This is a genomic window from Terriglobus sp. 2YAB30_2 (genome assembly GCF_052114765.1).
In the GTDB taxonomy this organism is placed as follows: Bacteria; Acidobacteriota; Terriglobia; order Terriglobales; family Acidobacteriaceae; genus Terriglobus.
This window is the reverse complement of the sequence record NZ_JBFRFJ010000029.1, coordinates 1-22,378: the sequence shown is the minus strand read 5'-3', so window position 1 is coordinate 22,378 and position 22,378 is coordinate 1. Positions and strand designations below refer to the sequence as shown.

General features: G+C 60.8%; 22 protein-coding genes. 8 read left to right on the top strand and 14 right to left on the bottom strand.

Annotation, left to right across the window (positions count from 1 at the left end; translation table 11 throughout):
* Window positions 1–27 precede the first annotated feature (27 nt).
* Window positions 28–2,343, top strand: a complete 2,316-nt coding sequence (purL, locus tag AB4Y89_RS23585; protein ID WP_442303397.1) for a phosphoribosylformylglycinamidine synthase subunit PurL — start codon at window positions 28–30, stop codon at window positions 2,341–2,343.
* Window positions 2,343–3,812 (top strand): amidophosphoribosyltransferase, encoded by a 1,470-nt coding sequence (gene purF, locus AB4Y89_RS23580; protein ID WP_442303396.1) that lies wholly within the window; start codon window positions 2,343–2,345, stop codon window positions 3,810–3,812. Before purL ends, purF begins: the two co-directional genes overlap by 1 nt.
* 378 nt (window positions 3,813–4,190) lie before the next feature.
* On the opposite strand, the gene AB4Y89_RS23575 is transcribed toward purF, so the two are convergent.
* The 5 genes from AB4Y89_RS23575 to AB4Y89_RS23555 form a co-directional block, all read right to left on the bottom strand.
* Window positions 4,191–4,661: a Rid family hydrolase gene (locus AB4Y89_RS23575; RefSeq protein ID WP_442303395.1), complete on the bottom strand. Its 471-nt coding sequence runs from the start codon at window positions 4,659–4,661 to the stop codon at window positions 4,191–4,193.
* Window positions 4,658–5,155 (bottom strand): DinB family protein, encoded by a 498-nt coding sequence (locus AB4Y89_RS23570; RefSeq protein ID WP_442303394.1) that lies wholly within the window; start codon window positions 5,153–5,155, stop codon window positions 4,658–4,660. The genes AB4Y89_RS23575 and AB4Y89_RS23570 overlap by 4 nt, the downstream gene beginning before the upstream one ends.
* Window positions 5,156–5,157: 2 nt before the next feature.
* Window positions 5,158–6,435: a phosphoribosylamine--glycine ligase gene (purD, locus tag AB4Y89_RS23565; protein WP_442303393.1), complete on the bottom strand. Its 1,278-nt coding sequence runs from the start codon at window positions 6,433–6,435 to the stop codon at window positions 5,158–5,160.
* Window positions 6,436–6,646: 211 nt separating this feature from the next.
* A complete protein-coding gene (rsmI, locus tag AB4Y89_RS23560) occupies window positions 6,647–7,513 on the bottom strand; it encodes a 16S rRNA (cytidine(1402)-2'-O)-methyltransferase (RefSeq protein ID WP_442303392.1) in 867 nt (288 codons plus the stop codon).
* Complete coding sequence (locus tag AB4Y89_RS23555) at window positions 7,510–8,631, bottom strand: CBS domain-containing protein (RefSeq protein WP_442303391.1); 1,122 nt, start codon at window positions 8,629–8,631, stop codon at window positions 7,510–7,512. The genes rsmI and AB4Y89_RS23555 overlap by 4 nt, the downstream gene beginning before the upstream one ends.
* Window positions 8,632–8,652: 21 nt before the next feature.
* Here AB4Y89_RS23555 and rsmD point away from each other — a divergent pair, with 21 nt between their 5' ends.
* A complete protein-coding gene (gene rsmD, locus AB4Y89_RS23550; protein WP_442303390.1) occupies window positions 8,653–9,210 on the top strand; it encodes a 16S rRNA (guanine(966)-N(2))-methyltransferase RsmD in 558 nt (185 codons plus the stop codon).
* Between the two features lie 71 nt (window positions 9,211–9,281).
* Window positions 9,282–9,842: a Maf family protein gene (locus AB4Y89_RS23545; protein WP_442303389.1), complete on the top strand. Its 561-nt coding sequence runs from the start codon at window positions 9,282–9,284 to the stop codon at window positions 9,840–9,842.
* A gap of 211 nt (window positions 9,843–10,053) precedes the next feature.
* Here AB4Y89_RS23545 and AB4Y89_RS23540 read toward each other — a convergent pair whose 3' ends face one another.
* The 5 genes from AB4Y89_RS23540 to AB4Y89_RS23520 form a co-directional block, all read right to left on the bottom strand.
* A complete protein-coding gene (locus AB4Y89_RS23540) occupies window positions 10,054–11,154 on the bottom strand; it encodes a M20 family metallopeptidase (protein WP_442303388.1) in 1,101 nt (366 codons plus the stop codon).
* Window positions 11,151–11,921, bottom strand: coding sequence for a gamma-glutamyl-gamma-aminobutyrate hydrolase family protein (locus AB4Y89_RS23535; RefSeq protein WP_442303387.1), 771 nt, complete (start codon window positions 11,919–11,921; stop codon window positions 11,151–11,153). Before AB4Y89_RS23535 ends, AB4Y89_RS23540 begins: the two co-directional genes overlap by 4 nt.
* A 114-nt stretch (window positions 11,922–12,035) precedes the next feature.
* A complete protein-coding gene (locus AB4Y89_RS23530) occupies window positions 12,036–12,539 on the bottom strand; it encodes a DUF6265 family protein (protein ID WP_442303386.1) in 504 nt (167 codons plus the stop codon).
* 95 nt (window positions 12,540–12,634) lie between these two features.
* Entirely contained in the window at window positions 12,635–13,312 is a 678-nt protein-coding gene (locus AB4Y89_RS23525; protein ID WP_442303385.1) for a YqaA family protein, read from the bottom strand.
* Window positions 13,313–13,365: 53 nt separating this feature from the next.
* Window positions 13,366–13,848: a MogA/MoaB family molybdenum cofactor biosynthesis protein gene (locus AB4Y89_RS23520; RefSeq protein WP_442303384.1), complete on the bottom strand. Its 483-nt coding sequence runs from the start codon at window positions 13,846–13,848 to the stop codon at window positions 13,366–13,368.
* A gap of 90 nt (window positions 13,849–13,938) precedes the next feature.
* Here AB4Y89_RS23520 and AB4Y89_RS23515 point away from each other — a divergent pair, with 90 nt between their 5' ends.
* From AB4Y89_RS23515 to miaA, 3 genes are read left to right on the top strand one after another with little or no spacing between them, the layout of a single operon-like run.
* Window positions 13,939–15,015 (top strand): TonB C-terminal domain-containing protein, encoded by a 1,077-nt coding sequence (locus AB4Y89_RS23515; protein WP_442303383.1) that lies wholly within the window; start codon window positions 13,939–13,941, stop codon window positions 15,013–15,015.
* Window positions 15,012–15,140, top strand: coding sequence for a hypothetical protein (locus AB4Y89_RS23510; RefSeq protein WP_442303382.1), 129 nt, complete (start codon window positions 15,012–15,014; stop codon window positions 15,138–15,140). Before AB4Y89_RS23515 ends, AB4Y89_RS23510 begins: the two co-directional genes overlap by 4 nt.
* Window positions 15,134–16,075, top strand: a complete 942-nt coding sequence (miaA, locus tag AB4Y89_RS23505; protein ID WP_442303381.1) for a tRNA (adenosine(37)-N6)-dimethylallyltransferase MiaA — start codon at window positions 15,134–15,136, stop codon at window positions 16,073–16,075. Before AB4Y89_RS23510 ends, miaA begins: the two co-directional genes overlap by 7 nt.
* A gap of 59 nt (window positions 16,076–16,134) precedes the next feature.
* Here miaA and AB4Y89_RS23500 read toward each other — a convergent pair whose 3' ends face one another.
* Together AB4Y89_RS23500 and AB4Y89_RS23495 are read right to left on the bottom strand one after the other, a co-directional pair.
* Window positions 16,135–16,350, bottom strand: a complete 216-nt coding sequence (locus tag AB4Y89_RS23500) for a PGPGW domain-containing protein (RefSeq protein WP_442303380.1) — start codon at window positions 16,348–16,350, stop codon at window positions 16,135–16,137.
* 6 nt (window positions 16,351–16,356) lie between these two features.
* Window positions 16,357–18,486, bottom strand: a complete 2,130-nt coding sequence (locus AB4Y89_RS23495; protein WP_442303379.1) for a molybdopterin-containing oxidoreductase family protein — start codon at window positions 18,484–18,486, stop codon at window positions 16,357–16,359.
* 15 nt (window positions 18,487–18,501) lie between these two features.
* Between AB4Y89_RS23495 and AB4Y89_RS23490 the strand changes: the two genes are divergently transcribed.
* Window positions 18,502–18,942, top strand: coding sequence for a YybH family protein (locus AB4Y89_RS23490; RefSeq protein WP_442303378.1), 441 nt, complete (start codon window positions 18,502–18,504; stop codon window positions 18,940–18,942).
* A gap of 507 nt (window positions 18,943–19,449) precedes the next feature.
* Here the strand turns inward: AB4Y89_RS23490 and AB4Y89_RS23485 are convergent.
* Together AB4Y89_RS23485 and AB4Y89_RS23480 are read right to left on the bottom strand one after the other, a co-directional pair.
* A complete protein-coding gene (locus AB4Y89_RS23485) occupies window positions 19,450–20,199 on the bottom strand; it encodes a hypothetical protein (RefSeq protein ID WP_442303377.1) in 750 nt (249 codons plus the stop codon).
* A gap of 324 nt (window positions 20,200–20,523) precedes the next feature.
* A complete protein-coding gene (locus AB4Y89_RS23480; protein WP_442303376.1) occupies window positions 20,524–22,209 on the bottom strand; it encodes a M20/M25/M40 family metallo-hydrolase in 1,686 nt (561 codons plus the stop codon).
* Between the last annotated feature and the right edge of the window lie 169 nt (window positions 22,210–22,378).

Sequence of the window (22,378 nt, the reverse complement as noted above, 5' to 3'; positions counted from 1 at the left end):
ACGTGCGACAATCAAGGTAGCCAAGCTATGCCTAACGAAACGCAAGCCCAGGCCACCCTCGTTCCCACTCCGGCTCGCATTACCCCCGAGCTGCTCAAACTGCACAGCATTACTGCCGACGAATATGCTCGTATTGAGCAGGCGCTCGGCCGTACTCCGTCGCTGACGGAGCTGGGCATCTATTCGGTGATGTGGAGTGAGCACTGCTCCTATAAGTCTTCGCGCGTCCATCTGAAGCGCCTTCCCACGAAGAGCGAGCTGGTCGTCCAGGGTCCTGGCGAGAACGCCGGCATCATCGACGTCGGCGACGGCTGGGCCTGCGCCTTTAAGATCGAGAGCCACAATCACCCCAGCTACATCGAGCCCTACCAGGGCGCGGCGACGGGCGTTGGCGGCATTCTGCGCGACATCTTCACCATGGGTGCGCGTCCGCTGGCCGTGATGGACTCGCTCCGCTTCGGTCCGCTGGACGACACAGCGCTGCCCAAAGAGATCACGCACAAGAACCACGCCGTGGTTGAGGGCGTGGTCCACGGTATTGCCGGTTACGGCAACTGCTTTGGCGTGCCCAACCTGGGCGGCGAGACTCGGTTTGAGCCCTGTTACAGCGGCAATCCGCTGGTGAATGCCTTTGCGCTGGGTCTGGTGAAGCGCGATGAGATCTTCTATGCCAAGGCCACCGGTATTGGAAATCCGGTGATCTATGTCGGCGCCAAGACCGGCCGCGACGGTATCCACGGCGCGACCATGGCCAGCGAAGAGTTCAAGGAAGGCTCTGAGCAGAAGCGCCCCAATGTGCAGATGGGCGATCCGTTTATGGAGAAGCTGCTGCTCGAGGCCTGCCTTGAGGTCATGCAGATTCCCGGCGCGGTCGCCGGTATTCAGGACATGGGTGCTGCGGGCCTGACCTGCTCCACCTGCGAGATGGGCGCCCGTGGCGGCGTCGGCCTCGAAGTTGAGCTCGATAACGTGCCCCAGCGCGAGACCGGCATGAACAGCTACGAGATCATGCTGTCGGAGTCGCAGGAGCGCATGCTGCTGGTGGCCAACGAGGGCCGCGAGCAGGAGGTCCTGGACGTCTTCGCCAAGTGGGGCCTGGATGCCCGCATTGTCGGTAAGGTGATTGCCCAGAACCGGATGCGCATCTTCCATCACGGCGAGCTGGTGGCCGATCTCTCCAATGAATCGCTGACGGACGATGCTCCGCTCTACCACCGCCCGGTGGGCACGTGGGCGGCTCCGGTGGCCAAGGAAGCTCCGGCGGGTGTGCTGGATAAGGCGGTGGACCATACCGCTGCGCTGACCAAGCTGCTGGCGGCTTCCAACATCTGCGACAAGCGCTGGGTCTTCGAGCAGTACGACTCCATGGTGCAGACCAACACCGTGCAGGGCCCCGGCAATGAGGCTGGAGTGATGCGCATCAAGGGCACCAGCCGCGCGCTTTCGATGGCGCTGGCCGGCAACGGCCGCTGGTGTTATCTCGATCCGCTGACCGGCGCGAAGCATGCGGTCGCCGAAGCAGCACGTAAGGTCGCCTGCACCGGCGCGAAGCCCGTTGCTGCCACCAACTGTCTGAACTTCGGCAATCCGGAGAAGCCCGAGATCATGGCGCAACTCTCCGCAGCCATCGACGGAATCTCCGAGTCATGCACCGCGCTCGGCACACCGGTGACCGGCGGCAATGTCTCGCTGTATAACGAGACCCGCGGCGTGGGTATCTATCCGACTCCGGTGCTGGGTATCGTGGGCATTCTGGATGACGTCACCAAGGCGACCCCGGCGCACTTCAGCCAGGCCGGCGACGTGATTGTGCTGATCTCGCCGAACACCGCCAAACCGTCTAACTGGCAGGCGGAGTTTGGTTCGAGCGAATTCGCCAAGACGGTTCTGGGCCAGCTGTGGGGTGTTCCCCCGGCGATCGACCTCGCCAAGGAAGCGGAGCTGCATCAGATGCTGCAGCTTCTGGCGCGGCGGAACTTCATCACCTCGGCCTCCGATATCTCGGACGGCGGCCTGGCGGTTGCGCTGGCGAAGGCTACGTTCCGCTTGGGACTGGGCGCCGAAGTGAAGATCGATACCGAGCTTGGCGGGTTGCAAACCCTTTTCAGCGAACCGGCGAGCACCGTTCTGGTGACCTGTTCGCATAAATCCGTAGAAGCCCTGGTGGGCACGATCGAGAAGGATGGTACATTGATGGCGCAGCCGATCGGCACAGTGACAGCGGATGGTACGCTGTCGGTCACGGTAGGCAGTGAGAACGTGATCCGCGCGGCTGTTGGTGAGTTGAAGCAAGTCTGGTCCCAGGCTCTTGAATCACGCCTGGCGACGGAGGTGCTGGCTTAATGAATCACGTGCAGCCGGACGAGATCGAAGTCGACGCCACTCCCTTTGACAAGCTGCGCGAAGAGTGCGGCGTGATGGCGGTGTACGGCCACCCTGAGGCCGCCCGTATGACCTACTGGGGCCTGTACTCGCTGCAGCATCGCGGGCAGGAGTCCGGTGGTATCGCCACCTCGAACGGCGAAGACATCATCGACGTCAAAGGCATGGGCCTGGTCTCGGAGATCTTCACCGACGACGTTCTGCAGAAGCTTCCCGGGCAGATGGCGATTGGCCACACCCGCTACTCCACCACCGGCGACTCGGCGCTGCTGAACGCGCAGCCGATCCGTGTGGAGTCCACCAAGGGCCTGATCGCGATTGCTCACAATGGCAACCTGGTGAACCTGGGCACCGCCAAGGAGCGCCTGGAGCGCGACGGCGCAGTCTTCCAGACCACCAGCGACACCGAGATCATCGTGCAGTTGATCGCGCACTCCGCCGAGACGACGCTGGTGGACTGCATCGCCGACTCGCTCTCACAGGTCGATGGCGCTTTCTCCATCGTGATGATGACGCGCAACCGCATCTTCGCCGCGCGCGATCCTCGCGGCTTCCGTCCGCTGTGCATGGGCCGCATCCCCGGCGTCGACGGCAAGCCTGATACTTTTGTCTTCGCTTCGGAGACCTGTGCTCTCGACCTGCTGCATGCCAAGTACGAGCGCGATGTGCAGCCGGGCGAGCTGGTGATGGTTTCAGAAGATGGCGTGACCTCGCGCTACTTCAATACGACGACCAAGCAGGCAAGCTGCATCTTCGAGCATGTGTACTTCGCGCGGCCTGACTCCAAGGTCTTTGGCCGCTGGGTGCAGAAGAGCCGTGAAGAGATGGGCCGTCAGCTCGCGCGCGAGTCGGCGGTGGAAGCCGACCTGGTTGTTCCGGTACCGGACTCCGGTGTGACCGCAGCTATTGGCTACTCGGCTCAGTCGGGCATTCCGTTCAACTTCGGTCTAATCCGCAACCACTACGTGGGCCGTACCTTCATTGAGCCGACGCAGCGGGTCCGCGACTTCGGCGTGCGTATGAAGCTGAATCCGTCGCGTGCATTGTTGGAAGGCAAGCGCATCATCCTGATCGATGACTCCATCATTCGCGGAACGACGAGCCGTAAGATCGTCCGCATGTGCCGCGCCGCCGGAGCCAAAGAGGTGCACATGCGCATCTCCTGCCCGCCGACGATCTCGCCGTGCTTCTATGGTGTCGACACGCCCAGCACCAAGGAACTGATCGCCGCGAATAACACTATTGAGGAGATCCGCCAGTTCATCGAGGCAGATTCGTTGGCGTATCTATCGCTTGGCGGTGTGCTGAAGGCTTGTGGAGCGTACGAGCCCCACGGTAACAGCTATTGCACCGCCTGCTACACGGGGAACTATCCGACGCAGTGGGTGGATGTGGATGAGATTCTGCCGGCGGTGGCGGTGAAGGTTTAGATCGGTAGTTTTCGGCCACACCGCCGTGTATCGACATATTCAATAACCGCGCTACACCCGTTGCCCCATTCTTTAGCGAAGCGAAAGGGTGGGTATCGAGCGGAGCGAGACCGTATCTTTTGTTTGTCATCCTGAGCAAAGCGAAGGACCCGCTTTTTGAGGTTTGTCATTTCCCAGCGAAGCGGAGAAATCTGCTTCTCCACCCATACTTTTCTTATCGTGCCCGAGACAAAAAGACGGTCGCGCACAGCGCGATACCCCACGCTAAGCCCCAGTGAGCAAGTTCGCCGGGGACCCCACCCTTCGCGATGAAGCCGCGAAGAATGGGGCAACGGGTGTGTACGCTCACCGAACCTGAAGCCTTCTCCCGCGCGGTCGTTACTTCTTAGAACGGGCAGCGACGACCATGACTTCGATCAGGCCTGTGGGGACTACCAGGCGGCTGACCTGGACTGTCGCGCGGACTGGCTTATTGGGTTGTTCTTTGCTGCCGAAGCGTGACTGGTAGGCGCGGTTCATGCCGTCCAGGTCCATGACGCCGGTCTTGGAATCGGGTGCGAGGAAGACCTGCATCTGCACGATGTCGCCGAGGCCCAGGCCCTGTTCCTTCAGCACCTTCTCGATGTTGCGGAAGGCTCCGAGTGTCTGCTGTTCCGTGTTCTGGTGGAAGACCGGCGGCGTGCCCGGCTCATCCGGCGTGCCCATCACACCGCAGACATACAGCAGGTCGCCAACCCAGATCGCCGGTTCGATCTTTACATCCGGAGCACCGAGGCGCTTGACCACCACGCCCTGCTGGGCGAAGAGGGTACCGGAGAGTAAGAGGAGCGCGGCGACTGCCCGCTTCATACGCGCCTCGCGGCCACGAAGAGGTAGTCCAGAGGGAACTTCATGGTGATTTCGTGCTGACGCAGCAGTGTCGTGATCTGCGCGTAGTGGCGAATGGCGTGGGTCAGCGCGTGGAAGAAGACCGCCTTGCGCGTCGCCACCATCGAGCCCAGTGAGCGGGTGACGAACTCGATCTCTTCGTCCCAGTTCACGCTGCTGTCGGCCAGGACCTTGCGATACAGATCCATTGCACGGTCGTGGGTCGCGTAGACTTCGGCGACTGTGCCGTAGGGGATCTTGTCGTACTCGGTTGCCGGCTCGCCTGCAAGCCGTTCGGCGTAGCGCAACTCGACGGCGACGATGTGCTGCAGCAGGCCGCCGAGCGTGCTCACCTTCGCGATGTCGCAGGGAAACGCCAGCGCTTCGGGGTGTTGTTCCAACAACCCGCGAAGACGATCCGAGGTCTGGGTGTGCCACAGCAACATTTCGTCAGCGGAGAGAACAGGTGCGTTCATGCTCATCCTTCCTTTGTGAGGGCGCGGTGCCCGATATCGCGGCGATAGAACATGCCTTCGAACTGAATGCTCTCCAACCGGCCATAGATCATCGCGAGCGCCGTCTTGAGATCGTCGGCGGCGGCGGAGACTGCAAGCACGCGTCCACCTGCGGTGCGGAACTCGCCATCGACCAGTGAGGTTCCGGCGTGGAAGACCTGCACCGCACCAGTGCCGCTGGTCGGGGTGAGGCCGTCGATCTTCAGGCCGGAACGATAGCTGCCCGGGTAGCCTCCGCTGGCCGCGATCACGCAGGCGCTGGCGCCGGGCTTCATGCGGACAGCCACCTCGTTCACACGACCGTCGATCGCGGCGTCGAAGAGATCGTAGAGATCGGTCTCGAGGCGCAGCACAATCGCTTCCGTCTCCGGATCGCCCCAGCGCGTATTGAACTCCAGCACCATGGGGCCGCGAGCCGTCATCATCAGGCCGCAGAACAGGATGCCGGTGAAGGGTGTGCCCTCCTGGGCCATGCCGTCGACAACATTCTGTGTGACGTGCGTGGTGAGCCAGTCCACCATGGTCGGCTCCAGCAGCGCATCGGTGCAGTATGCGCCCATGCCGCCGGTGTTCAGTCCGGTGTCACCCTCGCCCACGCGCTTGTGGTCCTGCGCCGCGGCGATGGGAATCGCATGGCTGCCGTCACAGAGTGCGAAGAAGCTGACCTCTTCGCCTTCGAGAAACTCTTCCAGCACCAGGCGGGTGTCACTTGTGCCGAGCAGCGAGCCGGAGAAGATGCCTGCGGCGACCTCTTCCGCCTCTGCCTTGGTCTGGCAGATGACCACGCCCTTCCCGGCGGCCAGTCCGTCGGCCTTCACCACCAGGGGCGTATGGAAGATGGGCAGCGACTTCCGTACCTCTTCCAGCGAGGTGCATACGGCGTAGCGGGCCGTGGGAATGCGGCGGCGCTGCATGAATTCCTTGGCGAAGGCCTTGCTGCTCTCTAGCTGGGCTGCGGCCTGTGTCGGACCGAAGACACGCAGGCCGCGCTGCTGCATGGCGTCGACGATGCCGGCGGCGAGGGGAACTTCGGGGCCGATGACGGTCATGCTGGGCTGCTCCTGCTCGACGACGGCGAGCATCGAGGCCACGTCTTTCACATCGACCGGCAGGCAGCGCGCGATCGCGGCAATGCCTCCATTGCCGGGCGCACAGACGACTTCACTTACCTTGGAACTCTGCTGCAACGACCAGACGAGAGCATGTTCGCGTCCGCCACCACCGATTACCAGAACCTTCATATGTTTTGAGCCTAGCAAACTCGACGGGAGTACGGGTTGGGTGGATAGCATGGGCAGCACAAACCAGGTCCTTCGCTACGCTCAGGATGACAAACGAAAAACGGTTCGAGCTTCGCTCGAATTTCCCATCCATCGCGTTGCGATGGATGGGGCACCCAATTGGGTGGCTGGAAGAGCATTATTCAATTCTTCAATCATTCCATCCGCCGCTTTAGCGGCGAGTCTTTTCCCGCTGCCACTCGCGGTAGACTTCGCTTTTGCCCAGGTCGCGGTCGCGCGCTACTTGCTTGAGGGCATCTTTTTCGGAGAGTCCCTGTTTCATCAGTGCGTCGACACTCGCCGCGATGGAAACGGGCGCTGCCTGTACAGCCTCTTCCGCGGCAGGCTCGCCACTAAGCAGCAAAACGAACTCTCCCCGAATCGCGTCACGGGCTTTGAGCGTTTCCAGCATCATGGAAACTGGGCCGCGCAGGTGCTCTTCGTGCAGCTTGGTCAATTCGCGCGCCAGCGCTATCGGATGCTGCGGACCGAAGACGGCAGCTACATCTTCCAGCGTCTCCACGATGCGGTGTGGGGCTTCGTAGAAGATGTGCGTTGTGCCATCCAGTACGAGCGACTCCAACTGCGTTCTGCGCTGGCCCGCCTTGGGCGGTAGAAATCCATGAAAGGTGAAGCTCTCTGTGGACAGACCGCTGGCGATGAGTGCCGAGATCGCCGCGTTGGCTCCAGGAATCGGATAAACCGGAATTCCTGCGGCGATTGCTGCCGCTACCACCTCGGCCCCCGGGTCGGCGATTCCGGGCGTGCCTGCGTCGGAGACGATGGCGATGCGCTGTCCGGCCTGCAACGCTGCCACCAGCTCATCGCTGCGTGAGCGTTCATTGTGCTGGTGATAGCTGATGGTCGGCTTCTGGATCTGGAAGTGATTCAGGAGCTTCTGCGTCTGCCGTGTATCCTCGCAGGCGATGCGATCGACTGACTGCAGCACCCGCAGGGCACGCAGCGTGATGTCTTCCAGGTTACCGATCGGTGTTGCGACGAGATATAAGCCCGGCGCCAGCGGCGCAGGCTCACTCACGACTGCTGCTCCTCAAAGTTGCGCATGCGGCGCTTCAGGGCAAGCAGGCTCATCGACTGGTTCAGGTTCTGCGGCGTGATGATGCCCACGATCCTCTCGCCATCGAGCACGGGAACGAGCTGGGCCTGGGCACGCGGACCCATCATGCGGCGCAGGGTCTGCACCAGCGAGTCGCCGGACTGCGCCGTATGGAAGGCGCGCGACATAATCGCCTGCACGTAACCGTTGCCCTCGGACTGCAGAGCCTCCAGGATGCTCTGCCGGCTGATGACGCCCACCAGGTTATTGCCGCGGGTCACGGGAAAGACATCCTGCATGGAGTGGATCGACTTCTCCAGAGCATCTTCCAGGGTATCGGAAGCGGACAGGGTCGCGAACTCGGTCAGCATGACATCGCGCATCACCACCGTATCGACCGAGCTCTGCAGCATGAGGCCGTGATCTTCCATCTGCGCGCCGATCAGGACAAAGGCACCGATTAGGAGAAGCCAAATGTTGAAGGTGACAATGCCGGCGATGATCATCACCAGCGCGATCATCTGTCCGAAGCCAACGGCAGCGCGGGTTCCGCCGGCCAGACCGCGAGAGCGTGAGAACTCGCCGCGCAGGACGCGGCCCGCATCCAGCGGCCATGCCGGCAGCAGATTGATGGCGCCCAGCAGAAGCTGGATCCAGAATGCGGCGCGCAGCAGGTGGAAGGGCGTGATCCAGGGACGGCTCAGCATATCCACATTCGGCGTCGCGGCGAAGATCAGCAGGCCGATCATCGCGCCGAACAGAAAGCTGGTGATTGGTCCCACGATGGCGATCTTGCGCTGGATGGCGCCTTCGTTGGCGCGCTCCATCGAGTCGGCGGTGGCGAACTGGATCATGCCGCCGGTCGGCAGCAACTGGATGGAACGCAGCTCCAGGTTGAGCCACGAGCAGGCCAGCAGTCGTGCGATCTCCCTCACCACCACGGCAAAGACGAGGATCAGCCAGAGAGCGACGCCGCGCATGCCATTGTGGTTGGAGAACGAAGCCCAGCTCACCGAGAGCGCGAGCAGCAGCACGAAGAAGGTGTGCATGCGTATCTCTACGCCGAACCAACGGCCGAGCGGGATGGACCAGGAGCGCATGAGGTTTATTGTAGTCACGGGATGAGGATCATCGGTGGGAAGTGGAGATCGAGGCAGATTGCGGCGCCAAAAAACGAGGCAACCAGGCCGACCAGCGACCGTCTGCGCGAGACGCTCTTTAACGTGCTGGGACAGGACTGTACCGGCTTGCGTGTGCTGGACTTATACGCCGGCTCGGGTGCGGTGGGCCTGGAGGCCCTGAGCCGCGGCGCGCGCCGTGTCTGGTTTGCGGAGAAGTCATCGTCCTCTCTGGCCACGCTGCGGGCCAATCTGCGGGCGCTGGGAGCCGAGGGAGCCGTCGTCGACAACAGCGGCGTTTCGACGCTGCTCTCCAAACTCGCCAAAGAAAAGACCGCGATCGACCTGATCTTCCTCGATCCGCCATGGGATATGGCGCAGGAGTACGAACGCACCCTCGCCTTCCTGGGCTCGCATGAAGAGCTGCTGAACGATGGCGCCCGCGTGGTCGCCGAGCATCGCAGCAAGGTGGAGCTCCCGGAGCGGGCCGGCAACCTTGAGCGCACGCGTGTGCTCAAACAAGGGGACGCTTCCTTGAGCTTTTACCAATGGAATAGCTGAATCCGGGCGCTGGAGCCGTTGCAGCCGGACCATTCAACTATTCAACGATTCAACCATTCATACTGATTTCTATGCGCTTGATTCTCGCTTCCGCCTCTCCTCGCCGCCGGGAACTCCTCACCCAGGCCGGCATCCCATTCACGGTGGAGACGGCTGATATCGACGAATCGCAGTATCCCGGAGAAGATCCGGTGGCCTATACCACCCGCCTGGCACGTGAGAAGGCGCAGGTCGTGCTCGCCAGGCATCCCTGCGAACACGATCTGGTGGTGCTGGGCGCCGATACTACGGTGACGCTCGATAACACGTTGCTGGGAAAACCGACAGGCGCCGCTGATGCGAGAGTGATGCTGCGCACCCTGAGCGGACGCGTTCACCAGGTGGTCACTGGCGTTGCCTTGCTGTCGTTTCAGAAGGCGGTGGTGCATGCCGAGACGACCAACGTCTTCTTCCAGACGATGACGGAGCAGGAGATTGCCGAGTACATCGCTACCGGGGAACCGATGGATAAGGCCGGGGCGTATGGCATTCAGGGTAGTGCCGCACGGTTTATTCCGCGGATTGAAGGGGATTATTCCAACGTTGTAGGTTTGCCGATTGCAGCTGTGGCGAATCTTTTGAAGAGTTTTTGAATAACCACAGAGTTTTGAATAACCACGACACTGGGTGCCCCGGGTCCCTCGGGGACCTGGGTATTCGAGCGAAGCTCGAACCCCTTTCCTTCAACCTGAACGAGTGAGAAAGATCCGCTTGAAATGAAGTGCCTAGGAAAGAAAAGGCCGGGCCCACGTCCCTAAGGGGACATGGGGCACCCAGTTCGGTGGCTCAACTAGCAGCCAGGAACTAGCAACTAGCAACCATCCGCGCCAGCAGTTCCGTACGTGGGGCGATGTGTGCGATCTCAATCTGCTCGTGCACTGCGTGTGCTCCGATGCCGACCGCGCCCATGCCATCGAGCGTTGGTGCAAACGGAGCGGTGAAGTTGCCGTCCGAGCCTCCGCCGGTCGCTGCTTCGTCCAGTGAAAACCCAAGGCCAGCCGCTAGTTTCTTCGCCTGGCGATAGAGCCGCACAGTTCCCGCGGACCGCTCCATCGGAGGGCGATTGATGCCGCCGGTCACCGTCACCGTGCACTCCTTGTCCACAACCTTCAGTGCGCGCAGCTTGCGATCGATGCGTTCGCCATCGCGCACGGTTGGGATCCGCAGATCGATCTCGGCCCAGGCTTCGGCGGCAATCACATTCGACTTGGTGCCGCCGCCGATGACGCCGGCGTTCAGCGTGATGCCGCGCTTCAGGTCATTCAGTTCGGCAATCTTCAGCAACTGCCGCGAGAGCTCCAGTGTCGCCGAATGCCCTTTCTCCGGATCCACACCCGCATGTGCGCTCACACCGGTCACGGCAATGCGATAGTTGCCGATTCCCTTGCGCTGGGTCTTGTAAGCCCAGTTCGGCGCCTGTGCCGGCTCCAATACAAAGACCGCCTCGGCTGTCTGTGCGATCTTCTCCGTGACGGGCCGTGACGCAGGGCTGCCGATCTCTTCGTCGGAGACGAGCAGCAACACCACCTCGCGTTGCAGCTCCGCAACGCGCAAGGCTTCCAGCGCCATCGCGACTCCGAGCTTCATGTCCAATACGCCGGGGCCATAGAGATGGGTCGCTGTCTGCCGCCAGGGCATCGTCTTCAGTGTGCCGATGGGCCATACGGTATCGAGATGGCCGAGCAGGACGACCGGCTTACGCCCCTTGCGCTTCGAGCCAAAACGCAATTCGAGCAGGTCGCCGTGCTGCTTCTGCCGATGGCGCTTGACCTGCGGCTGCAACCCTGCGGCAAGTTCCAACAGGACGTCGTTGCAACGATCGACTGCGGCCTTATCGTCCGATGGAGAGTCGATCTCCACCAGCTTCCGTGTCTGGGTAATGACGCGGGCGACGTCGATGGTCATGCGATGGAGTCCTTGATCTCGCGCGGCTTCCACTGCCGTGCCTCGTCGACAAAGCGCTCGAAGATCGCCCGTGAAGCCGGCGAATGATCGAAGGTGCGCTCCGGATGCCACTGCACTCCCAGCACAAAGTGGCCTGGATGCTGGCCTCCTTCGACGGCCTCGATGACGCCGTCCGTAGGACACCGCGCCACAATTCGCAGACCGTCGCCGGGATCCTGCAGCGCCTGGTGATGGCTGCTGTTCACCGGCACCGTGAGCATGTGGTCATGCTCCGGAACGCCCGTTGCCGCCACAATGCCGCCCAACATGGAGTCGGCTGCCACCTCGGCTGGATGAGCCTCCATCACTTCGCGGCCGGCACGATGATCGATCCCGGTGTCCTGCACATGCTGTACTAACGAGCCGGTCCGCCACACATTCAACATCTGCACACCGAAGCAGATGCAGAGCAGTGGCTTGTGCATGTTGTGCGCATCCTGCAGCAGCAGCTCATCGACATTCTCGCGCGCGGGATCGGCATCGGCGGTCTCAGGATCGCGCGGCTGCCCATACTTCTGCGGATTCACATCGGCGCCGCTGCCGGGCAGAAGAAAGGCCTGGCAGCTGTTGGCAATCCTGGCAATCTCAGCGTTGGTGCTGTCCAGCGGCACCGGAACCGGCTCCGCTCCGCAACGCCGAAGCGCCTCAGCATACTGCGGCCACGCACGCTGCGAGTACGCTGCATCGGTAGACCAGGGAATAGGGATAGCAATACGGGGTGTATCCATAAAGGACTTATTTTATTGAATGATTGAATAACGAAATAATTGAATAAGACGAAAAGCTGAACGGGCAGCGTCGGCGATTATTCAATCATTCAATTTTTCAATCATTCCAGTCGTTTACGGCGTTCGCCGTAAACGGAACTCATCTTTCACTTCTTTGCCGTTCTTTGTCCGCGTCAGCGTGCTGAACAGCATCGCTCCATGCCGCTCGTAGTGGAGCGTGATTTTGCCGTTGGAGAAGGTCACGGAGTTGGCTTCGTGCTCCGTCATCGGCAGGCGGACGAACTCGTCCTTTGGCTCCCAGCCCTGCAGATTGGCGTTGAAGTGCTTCATCTTGTAGACCGGCTGGCCGTTCTCGATCTCGATCGCCCAGAACTCATAGAAGACCGGAGCCTCATCCTTGAGGACGCGATAGGTGCCGACCATGCTCTCCCCAATGGGAGACGACCAGTACTCCTCTTCGGTGGCCGAGGTCCAATGGCCGCTGAGAAACGCCAGTGGCGCCAGACGTGGGTCGGCCTTTGGCTTCTGAGCCAGGGCAGGAACAGTCAGCAGCAACAGTACTAGAGCATTTCTCCTGTAGCTGGGTATCCCGGGACGAGCGTGCAGCGGCGTTTTCATTGCGGAAAACGCCCATAGATGCACAAGCCCTGCTCTACACCTACAGGAAAAATGCTCTATCCAGCGTTTCATCATTGGCCTATCACCGGCTTCAACTATTCAACCGAATCCACGGGTTCAACCGCGCCGTTTTCCTCAACGGGAAAACGGTCGCCTTTGCGGCGGTCGAAGAGTTTGCGGATGATCCAGAAGCCTACGAGCAGCAGCAGCAGGCCACCGATGCCGATGACATAACCTGTGTGCTCATGAATCATGTTGCCGGCGGTGTCGATGATCTGCGGGCCGTAGAGGATGGTGATGACTGCTTCGGCTCCGAAGCGGAGGAACTTGCCCAGGAAGATCGCCAGAAAGAATGCCGTCGTGCGCATCTCGAAGACGCCGGCGGCAAACTCGAAGAGCTTGATCGGTGTCGGCGGCGGCAGCATGGCCGGGATCATGATGGCCAGGAACTCCTGCCGCTCAAAGCGGTCACGGAGCTGCTCATAGCGCTTGCGGTTGATCCGCTTCAGCAGAAACAGCTCGCCACCGGCACGGCCGACATAGAAGGGCACCAGGCTTCCAATCGCGGAACCCGCCGCTGCCAGCAGCACAAACAGGAACGCCTTGGGGTGATCGTGGACGACATAGGCGATGAGCAGGGCGTCGATCGGGACCGGAATGGTCGCGGAGTCAATGAGGGCAAGAGCGCCGATTCCCCAGAAGCCAAGCGGCAGCAGCAACTTGAGCAGCCAAGCGAGGAACTTGTGAATAAGTACTGAAGGTGAAGATTTCACGGAAGTTCCATTTTATCGTGCCTGGGTTAACTTGATTTGACTTTGGACGCCGCTTACCGGTTCAGGCCGGCGTGATCGGTGTGCCCCGCCAGAAGCTCGAGGGCATGCGGCAGAAGGGGAAGCACGGTCTCCAGCGACTCCTGCGCACCGCTGGGGCTTCCAGGAAGGTTGATGACCAGCGTCCGGTCGAGGATGCCGCAGACACCCCGGCTGAGCGCAGCCAGCAGCGTTTTTTTTGCCCCCTCGAAGCGCATGCGCTCCGCCAGACCGGGAACCAGCCGGGTGCAGACCGAAAGTGTGGCCTCCGGCGTGACGTCCCGTTCCGCCAGGCCTGTTCCTCCGGTGGTGACCACAAGCTGCGCCTCTCTGGCCGACTCCCGCAGTGCGGAAGCAATGGCCTCCACATCGTCCGGAACCAGCCGCTGATCGACCGTAAACCCTGCCGCTTCAAGCACCTTCCGCACCCGGGGACCGGAGAGATCCTCTCTTCGGCCGGCGAAGCTGCTGTCGGAAACAGTAATGACTGTGGCGCGCACCCGGTCATTGTACGGGGGGAGGGTGAGAAAATAGTAAGAAGGTCAACTGCCGACGAGACTTCCTGTCCGCGGCAGAAGTCTTATCTCAAGATGACGCCAGTGGAAACGCCACCCAACGCTCCTTCGCCGGAGCTTAGCGGCCGTAAAGCCCGCCGCTACGACGAGATGGAGCACCATGAGCTGCTCCACCTGATGGATGAGATCGACGATGAGCGCGCCCGGGCGCGTTTCCGCGAGTCGATCTATATCTCGATCATCGTCTGGTTCATCCTCGGCTGGTTCATGCTCTATGGCCCCAGGGTGCTCTTCCACCAGGGCAAGGTCATTTCCGTTGTTGACGCCCTGAAGCAACGCGATAAGGAACTGCGCTACCTCGATCTACCGCCGGATGTCGGCAAGAAGCTGCCGAAGAAGCCCACGGACATCATCAGCGACAAGGATCGCGTCGCCCAGACGAAGACGCCTACGCTCGACAAGAAGACACTGCAGCAGTTGCAGGCGATGCAGCGCAGCGCTCCTCCGGCGCCGGTGCAGGCGCCTCCCGCGCCCCAGCCTGCTCCGCAACAGGCAGCCCCCGCACCTGCTCCACAGCCGCAGCAGCCGGCGCCACAACAGGCACAGCAGCCGTTGCCGTCTACGCCGCTACCGCAGCATCAGCCTCCGCCGCAGCAGCAGGCGGCCCTGGATGCACCTAAACCCAACTTCAATACCAATCGCGCGGCTACCGGCTTCGGCAACCTGGTGCAGCAGGCCGCGCAGGCAGCCCGGAACGGCGGTGGCGGCGGCAACTACGGCGCCAATGCTAACCCGCAGCACCCCGGGCTACAGGCAGGCGCTGAGATTCTCTCCGACACCATGGGCGTGGACTTCGGTCCCTACATGCGCCGCCTGCGGAACGACATCCAGCGCAACTGGGATCCCCTGATCCCTGAGTCGGTCCGTGCGCCGATTCTGAAACAAGGTGTAACTGGTATCCGCTTCGTGATTCTTTCGGATGGCCGCATCGGCAACATCCTGCTGGAGACCAAGTCCGGGGATGTCGCCCTGGACAAAGCCGCCTGGGGAGCCATCACCGCCGAAGGACAGTTTCCGCCGCTACCCAAGGAGTTCAAAGGTCCCTATCTTGAACTGCGCTGCGGATTCTTCTACAACATGCCCGTGCAATGAAGCCTGACGCGTCAACCTCCATCGCGCGCGGTCTTCTTGTCCTGGCTCTTCTAGTCATCGCCGGAGCGTTGTGGCGCGCTCATCTGCACCACACGCTGGGGGCGGGATGGTGGAAGCCATGGTAGAGCCTCAGCCTCTACTGGTCGTACTCGTCGGTCCGACGGCAAGCGGCAAAACTTCGCTGGGCATTCACCTGGCGCAGCGCTTCCACGGCGAGATTGTGAGCTGCGATTCGGTCTCCGTCTACCGTGGTATGGATATCGGCTCCGCCAAGCCATCTGCGGAGGAGCGCGCCGCTGTTCCTCATCACCTGATCGACATCCTCAACCCCGATGAACCCTGCACCGCCGGCGACTACAACCGCGAGGCCCGTGCCGCAATTGCCGGGATCGCCGCACGCGGCCACTTGCCGATCGTCAGCGGAGGCACGGGTCTCTATCTGCGGGCGCTCACCGATGGTCTGTTCGAAGGTCCCCAACGCGACGAAGAGCTGCGGGAGCGGCTTCGTCAGCGTGTTGCGACACGCGGCAGCGAGTATCTGCACCGTCTACTCACACGCCTGGACCGCAAAGCCGCTGAGAGCATCCACGCCAACGACACCCCGAAACTGATTCGCGCCGTCGAGGTCTGTCTCACGGCGAAGACCCCGATGACCGAGGCCTGGCAACAGCAGGGACGCGATCCGCTCACCGGCTACCGCATTCTGCGTATCGGCCTCAACCCCGACCGCACACTACTCTACGACCGCATCAATCGCCGCGCCGCAGCCATGTTCGATCACGGCCTGGTCGAAGAGACTGCCGCACTCGTTGCGAAATACGGCGCCGACGTCCGCCCTCTGACATCACTCGGCTACGCCCAGGCGTTGGCACTACTGCAAGGCACACTCACTCGCGAAGAGGCCATCGCCGCAGCACAGCAGGGTCACCGCAACTACGCCAAGCGCCAGCTCACCTGGTTCCGCCGGGATGCGGATGTTCATTGGTTGAGTGATTTCGGAGATACGGATGGGGTGAGGGAAAGCGCGGTGGAGTTGGTGGCCGCAGGGTTGAATAGTTGAATAGTTGAATGGTTCCGCCAATCGCCGACTGGGGCGGGCCTTACTATTCAACCATTCAACTATTCAACCTTCTGAGGCGTCCTTATCCTCTCCTTCGCCTTCCCCCACTTTTCCTTCACGCGCTCCAGCAGGCGCGCCGCCCAGGGGCGGTCGACTGCAAGGACGGCCAGACCGCCGATCAGCAGAGGAATTCCGGGAATTACGGGCAGGACGCAGCCTGCCACTCCGATAAGAATCAGAAGCCAGGCGCCGCTCTCACGAAGGATTCGCTTCACCTGTCGTTAGACGCAGGATTTGCGAACCTCAACCAATGTGGAATAAAAAGTTGCTCCGCCGCCGATATCGGTAAGGCGTTCGCTGGTGAGCAAATTGATGCCCTGCCCCTCGGCGTGGGTCTTATTCCAGGAGAGGCGGGAAGCGACGACGCCCTCTGGTACGGTGCCGTCGACGTGGGCGGTAAGCTGCATCCGGCCGCGGTCGTTGAAGATTTCGACCGGGTCTCCAGTGGCGATGCCGCGCAGGGCGGCATCGGTGCGATGCATCTCCAGCACGCCGATGCGTCCACTTTCCAGCTTCTGGTGGCTTTCCAGATTGGCGAAGGTGGAGTTCATGTAGTTGTCGGCCTTGCGCGGCAGGAACTCCAGTGGATAGATCGCAGCCTGTGGGCTCAACCGCGACTCGCTGGGAGCGTGGAAGGTTGGAATCGCATCGCTTCCCGCTTCCACCATCGCGGTCGACGAAAACTCGCCCTTTCCGGAGGGCGTACGGAACCACCCCGGCGAAGAGAAGGGCTCACCTTCCGGCAGATTCAGGCGGACATGGCCTTCCTTCTCCAGGCGTTCTGGCGTAATACCGGCAAACCACGGATGTGAGGTCTCGTACGCCTGCGCGATCAGATCGTCTTCGGTGTCGTGGAAGCAGGCCTCCGGAAATCCCATGCGCTGGCCGAGTTGGCCGAAGAGCCACACATTCGACTTCGCCTCGCCCAGCGGTGCGATGGCTGGTGATGAGATTTGCGCGAAGAGATGGCCATAGGCTCCCTGCGTGTCCTTCACTTCCAGGAAGGTCGGCGCGGGCAGCAGGACGTCCGCGTAGTCGGCCGTGTCGGTGAAGAACTGTTCGTGTACCACCGTGAACAGGTCTTCGCGAGCCATGCCGCGCAGTACAGCATTCTGGTTGGGAGCCACGGCCGCGGGATTGCTGTTGTAGACAAACATCGCCTTTACTGGCGGATCGTTCAGCTCTGTCAGCGCCTGGCCGAGCTGCGACATGTTCACCACGCGCGCCTCGCGCTTCAGAGGGCTGGCGAGCATCAGCTCCGGCATCTGTAGCCGTGTCGAATTGAAAGGGAATGAACCTGAGGTGGAAAGCTGCACGCCTCCGCCGCGATGCATCCAGGCGCCGGTCAGCAGCGGCAGCATCAGCACCGCGCGAGCGCCGGCGCCGCCGTTCTCGCTGCGCTGGATGCCGTAGTTCAGGCGAATCGCCGAGGGCACCGCACGCGCGTACTCCCGCGCCAGGCGCTCAATATCGGCGGCGGCCACTCCGGTAACCTTCTCCACCTGTGCTGGAGCGTATTCGGGTTGCAGGACATGGCGCTTGAGGTCGTCGAAGCCATGCGTGCAGCGGGCGATATATTCCTTGTTCTCCAGACCGTCACGCACGATGACATGCATCATGCCCAGCGCCAGAGCGGTATCCGTTCCCGGATGGATGGCGATGTGCCAATCCGCCAGAGCCGCGGTGCGGGTCTTATACGGATCGATGACGATCAGTTTCGCTCCATTGCGGCGGGCCTGTTCGATGAAGGGCCACAGATGGATGTTGTTGCCGTGAATATTCGCGCCCCAGGCGATGATGGAGCGGGCATGCGCGAAGTCCTGCGGCTCGACACCGAGCTTCACGCCGTAGACGCTCATCATGGCGGCGCCGCCGGCACTGGCGCAGATGGTGCGGTCGAGCTGCGAGGCTCCCAGGCGATGAAAGAAGCGGCGGTCCATGGAGCCATAGCCCAACTGGCCGATGGTTCCCGCATAGGAGTAGGGCAGCACCGACTCCGGCCCGTGGGTCTCCGTGATGGTCTTCAGGCGCCCGGCAACCAGGTCCAGTGCCTCATCCCAGGAGATGCGCTCGAACGCAGCGGCCTCGTTGCCCTTCTCCAGTGGACCTTTCCGGGCATCGGCACGGCGGCGCATGGGATAAAGCAGGCGATCAGGCGAATAGACACGGTCGAGATACTTGGCGACCTTACCGCAAAGAAAGCCACGCGTCACCGGATGGGAGGGATCGCCCTGCACTTTGGTAGCGCGTCCGGTCAGCGTATCGACCGTTACCAGGACACCGCAGGAGTCTGGGCAGTCATGCGAACAGACGGTGTGCACCACTTTCGTATTGGCCTGCGCGTGGGGCATAGATACATTTTAGTCATGCGCCGTATTTTGCTCGCCCTGGTCCTTGCCTCCGCCACCCTTGCACCTGCCCAGTTGGGAACCGTACCCCAGCAGACCCTGGACTGCATCAAGGTGCTGCTGGCGCAGGAACGGTCGTGGAATGCCGGCGACATTGAAGGCTTCCTGACGGGCTACAAAGACTCCCCAGAGACGATCTTTGTCAGCCGCGGCGTGCATAAGGGTTTTGCAGAGTTGGCAGACAACTACCGCCGCAGCTATCCGACCAAAGCCGCGATGGGCACGCTGAGCTTCAGTGATTTCGATGTGAAGCAGCTTGATGAGAATTTCGCGGTGGTGCTGGGAAGGTTCCATCTTGAGCGGAAGAAGCAGGACGGCGGAAATGCTGAGGGTGTCTTTTCGCTGGTCATGGAGAAGACTGACGCCGGATGGAAGATTGTGGTCGATCACACCACGTAAAGGCAGTTGCCAGTTAACAGTCTCCAGTTGCCAGTTGGGGTGTGGACGGGATGAACTGTTGGTGTGCCAATGGGCACGCGTGCGCGCATCGTCCCTAAGTGGGTGCCCCGTCCTCGCAACGCTAGGGCGGGTAAGGACGCCCCAATCTTTTCGATTTGTCATCCTGAGCGAAGCGAAGGACCTGCTTTTGCGTCTTGTTCTTCGTAACAAAGAACAAGACATTCGCGCCCCGCGCGAACTGTAGTGCTTAAGGGCGCGGCTTCAGCTGTTCGGTTCCATGACATCCTTTACAGGTTTATGCCTATTTAGGGGTTGTTGGATGGCTTGGAGGAAGGTGGCAACCAATTCTTCTCCGCCCATACCGTACGTCTTCAACTTTCAACTTGAAACTCTTCAACTCTCGCTTCTCCATCCCAGCTAGCCGAGCTATCTATCAAGGAGCCTTTTTAGCAAGATTTGTCCATTTTCTGGACTTTCTTAGCTTCCCGTTCGGCTTTGATCTTCGCGCTAATCTCCGCTTTGCTTGTGGGCTTGGTGTGTTTGTTCATTAGCGTTATCTCCTTTGGGTGGTCTCACCCAGTGGCATCCCTGCGGTGTGACGCGCGCCAAATGAATATGACCGCCGAACCCCTCGCAGTCGATAAATCTTCCGCGCCCGTCTATGCATTGCTGCGCATAGGACAAAAGAAGCTTTTCTGCTTCGGGCAACGATTTGGTACTTTCGTCCGCGTTCATTCCTTCCGCGATTCTCATGGAGCCTGATACCACTGTGAGGCACCCAGAAGGCGGCGAAGCGAAGTGTCCCCATTCTGCACCCATTAGTACCCCGTCACGACTCCTTATGTGGATAGCAGCTTCAATCGGTTGGGTTTTGAAATAACCAACTACTAAGAGATGAGCAATTCGTTCGTTCTCCGCGTATGTGGGAATCTTTGCGCCTTGAACATGATGGACTACGCGCTCATGAACGCCACGAACGATACTTTCTATCAGCTCCACCGCACAATCAAACCGAGTCGGACGTAATTCATCAATGGACTCTAAAGTGAGACTTTGTAGCGAGTATTTCTTGCCTGACGGACAATCAAAAGACGATATCCCTGCCCAACCGAACGCAAAAGAAAAATTAGGAAGTTCACCGAAAGCTATCTTTTGCCCCGTACCTGTGATTACTCTCCCTGATTCACCATCAATCCGCCGCCCATCGGCAACAATGGCCGCGCCTTCCTCCGTGAAACGCGAAGCTAATACTGTCATTCCTCGCGAGTTTATATGAGACTCTCCGAGGAAAATAGGACCGCGCCAACGAATGTATGGGAACAATAGCAAACCTTTCTTTAGGTCTTTAGGTCTGCTGATGTGTCAATTTTCTATGGCCCTCTCACTAAACATGTGTGAAAGGGATAATCAACATTAAGAGTTGTGGCATCCTTGCCCGCCCTAGCGTTGCGAGGGCGGGGCACCCGCTTAGGGACGATGCAGGCAAAAGCGTCGCGCAAAGCGCAATACCCCATTCTTTATCTTCGACAAAGAATGGGCAACGAGACAATTCAACCATTCAACCATTCAACAAGAGCGCGCCTACTTGGCCGTTGGGTACAGTCCTTCCAACGATTTAGGCGCGCTCAGATTCACCATCTTCCTCGGCATCATGGCGTCGCGCTGCGATGCGTTCCATAGAAAGATCGCCATGATGGTCGCGGCCTGGCGCAGGTCAGGTTCTGAGATCCGCTCATAGGTGTCGAGCGCGGTGTGGTGGGTGCGGGTTTCGTAGTCGCGGGGATCCTGGATGAACTGGAAGCCTGGAAGGCCGGCCTGATCGAAGCTGACGTGATCGGTCGCGCCCGTCGCTCGTTCTGAGATGGTGGTGAAACCGAGATCTTTCACCGGCTCCATCCACAGGCGGAAGATGCTCGCGGCTTCGCTGTTGCCCTCGGCATAGATGCCCAGGAACTTGCCGGTGCCGTTGTCCATGTTGAAGTAGGCGTCGAAGTTCGCATGGTCGGCCTTAGGAGTTACGCTGCTCGGCAGCATGACGAACGGAGGCAGGTTCTTGTATTTCTCTCCCTCGGGATACTTCATGCTCGCCAGATGGTTCACGACGTAACCGCGCGATCCGTAGATACCCTGCTCCTCACCGCCCCATAGCGCGACCCGGATAGTGCGCCGCGGCTTGAGGTCGAGCGCCTTGAGGATGCGTAGCGCCTCCATCGCTACCACCACGCCCGCACCGTCATCGGTGGCGCCGGTGCCCGCGATCCAGCTATCGAGATGTCCACCGGCCATCACGACCTGGTCCTTCAGCGTAGGATCCGTGCCCGGCAGATCGGCAACAACGTTCAGCCCGTCAACCTTCTCGCCCGTGAACTCTGTCTGGATGTTGATGCGCACGCTCACCGGGACCTTATGTTCGAGCAGACGTGACATACGCAGGAAGGATTCCGTGTTGATCACGGCGCCGGGAATCATCTGTCTGTGTTCCGGCTTGAAGACAAACCAGCCGAAGCCCGCCGTGCTGGTGTCATCGTGCAGCGCTCCGTTGCTTCCGCCTGGAATCAGTGCGGCGACAGCGTGTTCGGCGGCAAAGAACTTCGCGAGGTCCTCCTTGAAGGTCGTAAAGCGCTTGCCCCAGAAATCGGGGTCGGTGGGCAGTACATCTGTTTCGCCCTGGTCGCCGTCCAGCGGAAATTCGGAAAGGTGCTGCAGCTTCGCGGCATCATAGCTTTCGATCGGGGCCGGAGGATTGGGTGAGGTCTTCGGGGCGTCTCCGTAGAGAACCACCTTCCCGGCCAGCTTGCCCTTCCACTTATCGAGATCGGCCGGCGTGCGGAGCGTAGGTACAGCGATCACCTCGGCCGTGATCTCTCCCTTGGTCGCAGGCGACCAGGGACCGGCCTGGGCCAGCATGGTGGCAGTTCCGGGTTGCGTCATCAGCACCGAGGCGCCGACCTGCCGCCAGCCCATGCCGGTCTCGCCAAAGCTCTCGGTATGGGCATTCACCAGCCCCATGTGCTTGAACTGATCGACGGACCAGTCGGCGGCCTTCTGGTAGTCCGGGGAGAAGGTCAGGCGCGGACCGGAGAGGTCGAAGAGCGCTCCGGCGTACTCCATCACGTGCGAGCGGCTGATGCCCTCCTCGCGGATGCGGGCGATGGTCGCGAGGTCGAGTGTCTCGGCTGCGGGCTGTGCGGGCCTGGTTGTGGAGGGATTGTCCGCAGCGAACGCAGTCAGGCTCAGGGCTAGAGGAAGGACGAAATACCGGTGCATTGTGAAGGAATCATACTTCTAGTTGCTAGGCTGTATCGACAAATTCAAGTTTGAGTTTTCTTGGGAAATTGGGTGTATTTCGCTTTCTGTATCTTCTTGAGATAAGCCACAACGATGAAATTGGCGACGGTAAGCACCAAAGGTGCGCTCTATACCAGCCTAGGGTGAA

What these genes read in the sequence shown, in the direction of transcription:
- AB4Y89_RS23570 (WP_442303394.1), bottom strand. Translation starts at nt 5,155, where the DNA reads ATGAACGCACCTGTTCTCTCCGCTGACGAAATGTTGCTGTGGCACACC.
- rsmD (WP_442303390.1), top strand. Translation starts at nt 8,653, where the DNA reads ATGAGGATCATCGGTGGGAAGTGGAGATCGAGGCAGATTGCGGCGCCA.
- AB4Y89_RS23535 (WP_442303387.1), bottom strand. Translation starts at nt 11,921, where the DNA reads ATGGATACACCCCGTATTGCTATCCCTATTCCCTGGTCTACCGATGCA.
- purL (WP_442303397.1), top strand. Translation starts at nt 28, where the DNA reads ATGCCTAACGAAACGCAAGCCCAGGCCACCCTCGTTCCCACTCCGGCT.
- miaA (WP_442303381.1), top strand. Translation starts at nt 15,134, where the DNA reads ATGGTAGAGCCTCAGCCTCTACTGGTCGTACTCGTCGGTCCGACGGCA.
- AB4Y89_RS23530 (WP_442303386.1), bottom strand. Translation starts at nt 12,539, where the DNA reads ATGAAAACGCCGCTGCACGCTCGTCCCGGGATACCCAGCTACAGGAGA.
- AB4Y89_RS23515 (WP_442303383.1), top strand. Translation starts at nt 13,939, where the DNA reads ATGACGCCAGTGGAAACGCCACCCAACGCTCCTTCGCCGGAGCTTAGC.
- purD (WP_442303393.1), bottom strand. Translation starts at nt 6,435, where the DNA reads ATGAAGGTTCTGGTAATCGGTGGTGGCGGACGCGAACATGCTCTCGTC.
- AB4Y89_RS23485 (WP_442303377.1), bottom strand. Translation starts at nt 20,199, where the DNA reads ATGACAGTATTAGCTTCGCGTTTCACGGAGGAAGGCGCGGCCATTGTT.
- AB4Y89_RS23575 (WP_442303395.1), bottom strand. Translation starts at nt 4,661, where the DNA reads ATGAAGCGGGCAGTCGCCGCGCTCCTCTTACTCTCCGGTACCCTCTTC.
- AB4Y89_RS23495 (WP_442303379.1), bottom strand. Translation starts at nt 18,486, where the DNA reads ATGCCCCACGCGCAGGCCAATACGAAAGTGGTGCACACCGTCTGTTCG.
- purF (WP_442303396.1), top strand. Translation starts at nt 2,343, where the DNA reads ATGAATCACGTGCAGCCGGACGAGATCGAAGTCGACGCCACTCCCTTT.
- AB4Y89_RS23540 (WP_442303388.1), bottom strand. Translation starts at nt 11,154, where the DNA reads ATGACCATCGACGTCGCCCGCGTCATTACCCAGACACGGAAGCTGGTG.
- AB4Y89_RS23555 (WP_442303391.1), bottom strand. Translation starts at nt 8,631, where the DNA reads ATGCGCTCCTGGTCCATCCCGCTCGGCCGTTGGTTCGGCGTAGAGATA.
- AB4Y89_RS23510 (WP_442303382.1), top strand. Translation starts at nt 15,012, where the DNA reads ATGAAGCCTGACGCGTCAACCTCCATCGCGCGCGGTCTTCTTGTCCTG.
- AB4Y89_RS23545 (WP_442303389.1), top strand. Translation starts at nt 9,282, where the DNA reads ATGCGCTTGATTCTCGCTTCCGCCTCTCCTCGCCGCCGGGAACTCCTC.
- AB4Y89_RS23480 (WP_442303376.1), bottom strand. Translation starts at nt 22,209, where the DNA reads ATGCACCGGTATTTCGTCCTTCCTCTAGCCCTGAGCCTGACTGCGTTC.
- AB4Y89_RS23490 (WP_442303378.1), top strand. Translation starts at nt 18,502, where the DNA reads ATGCGCCGTATTTTGCTCGCCCTGGTCCTTGCCTCCGCCACCCTTGCA.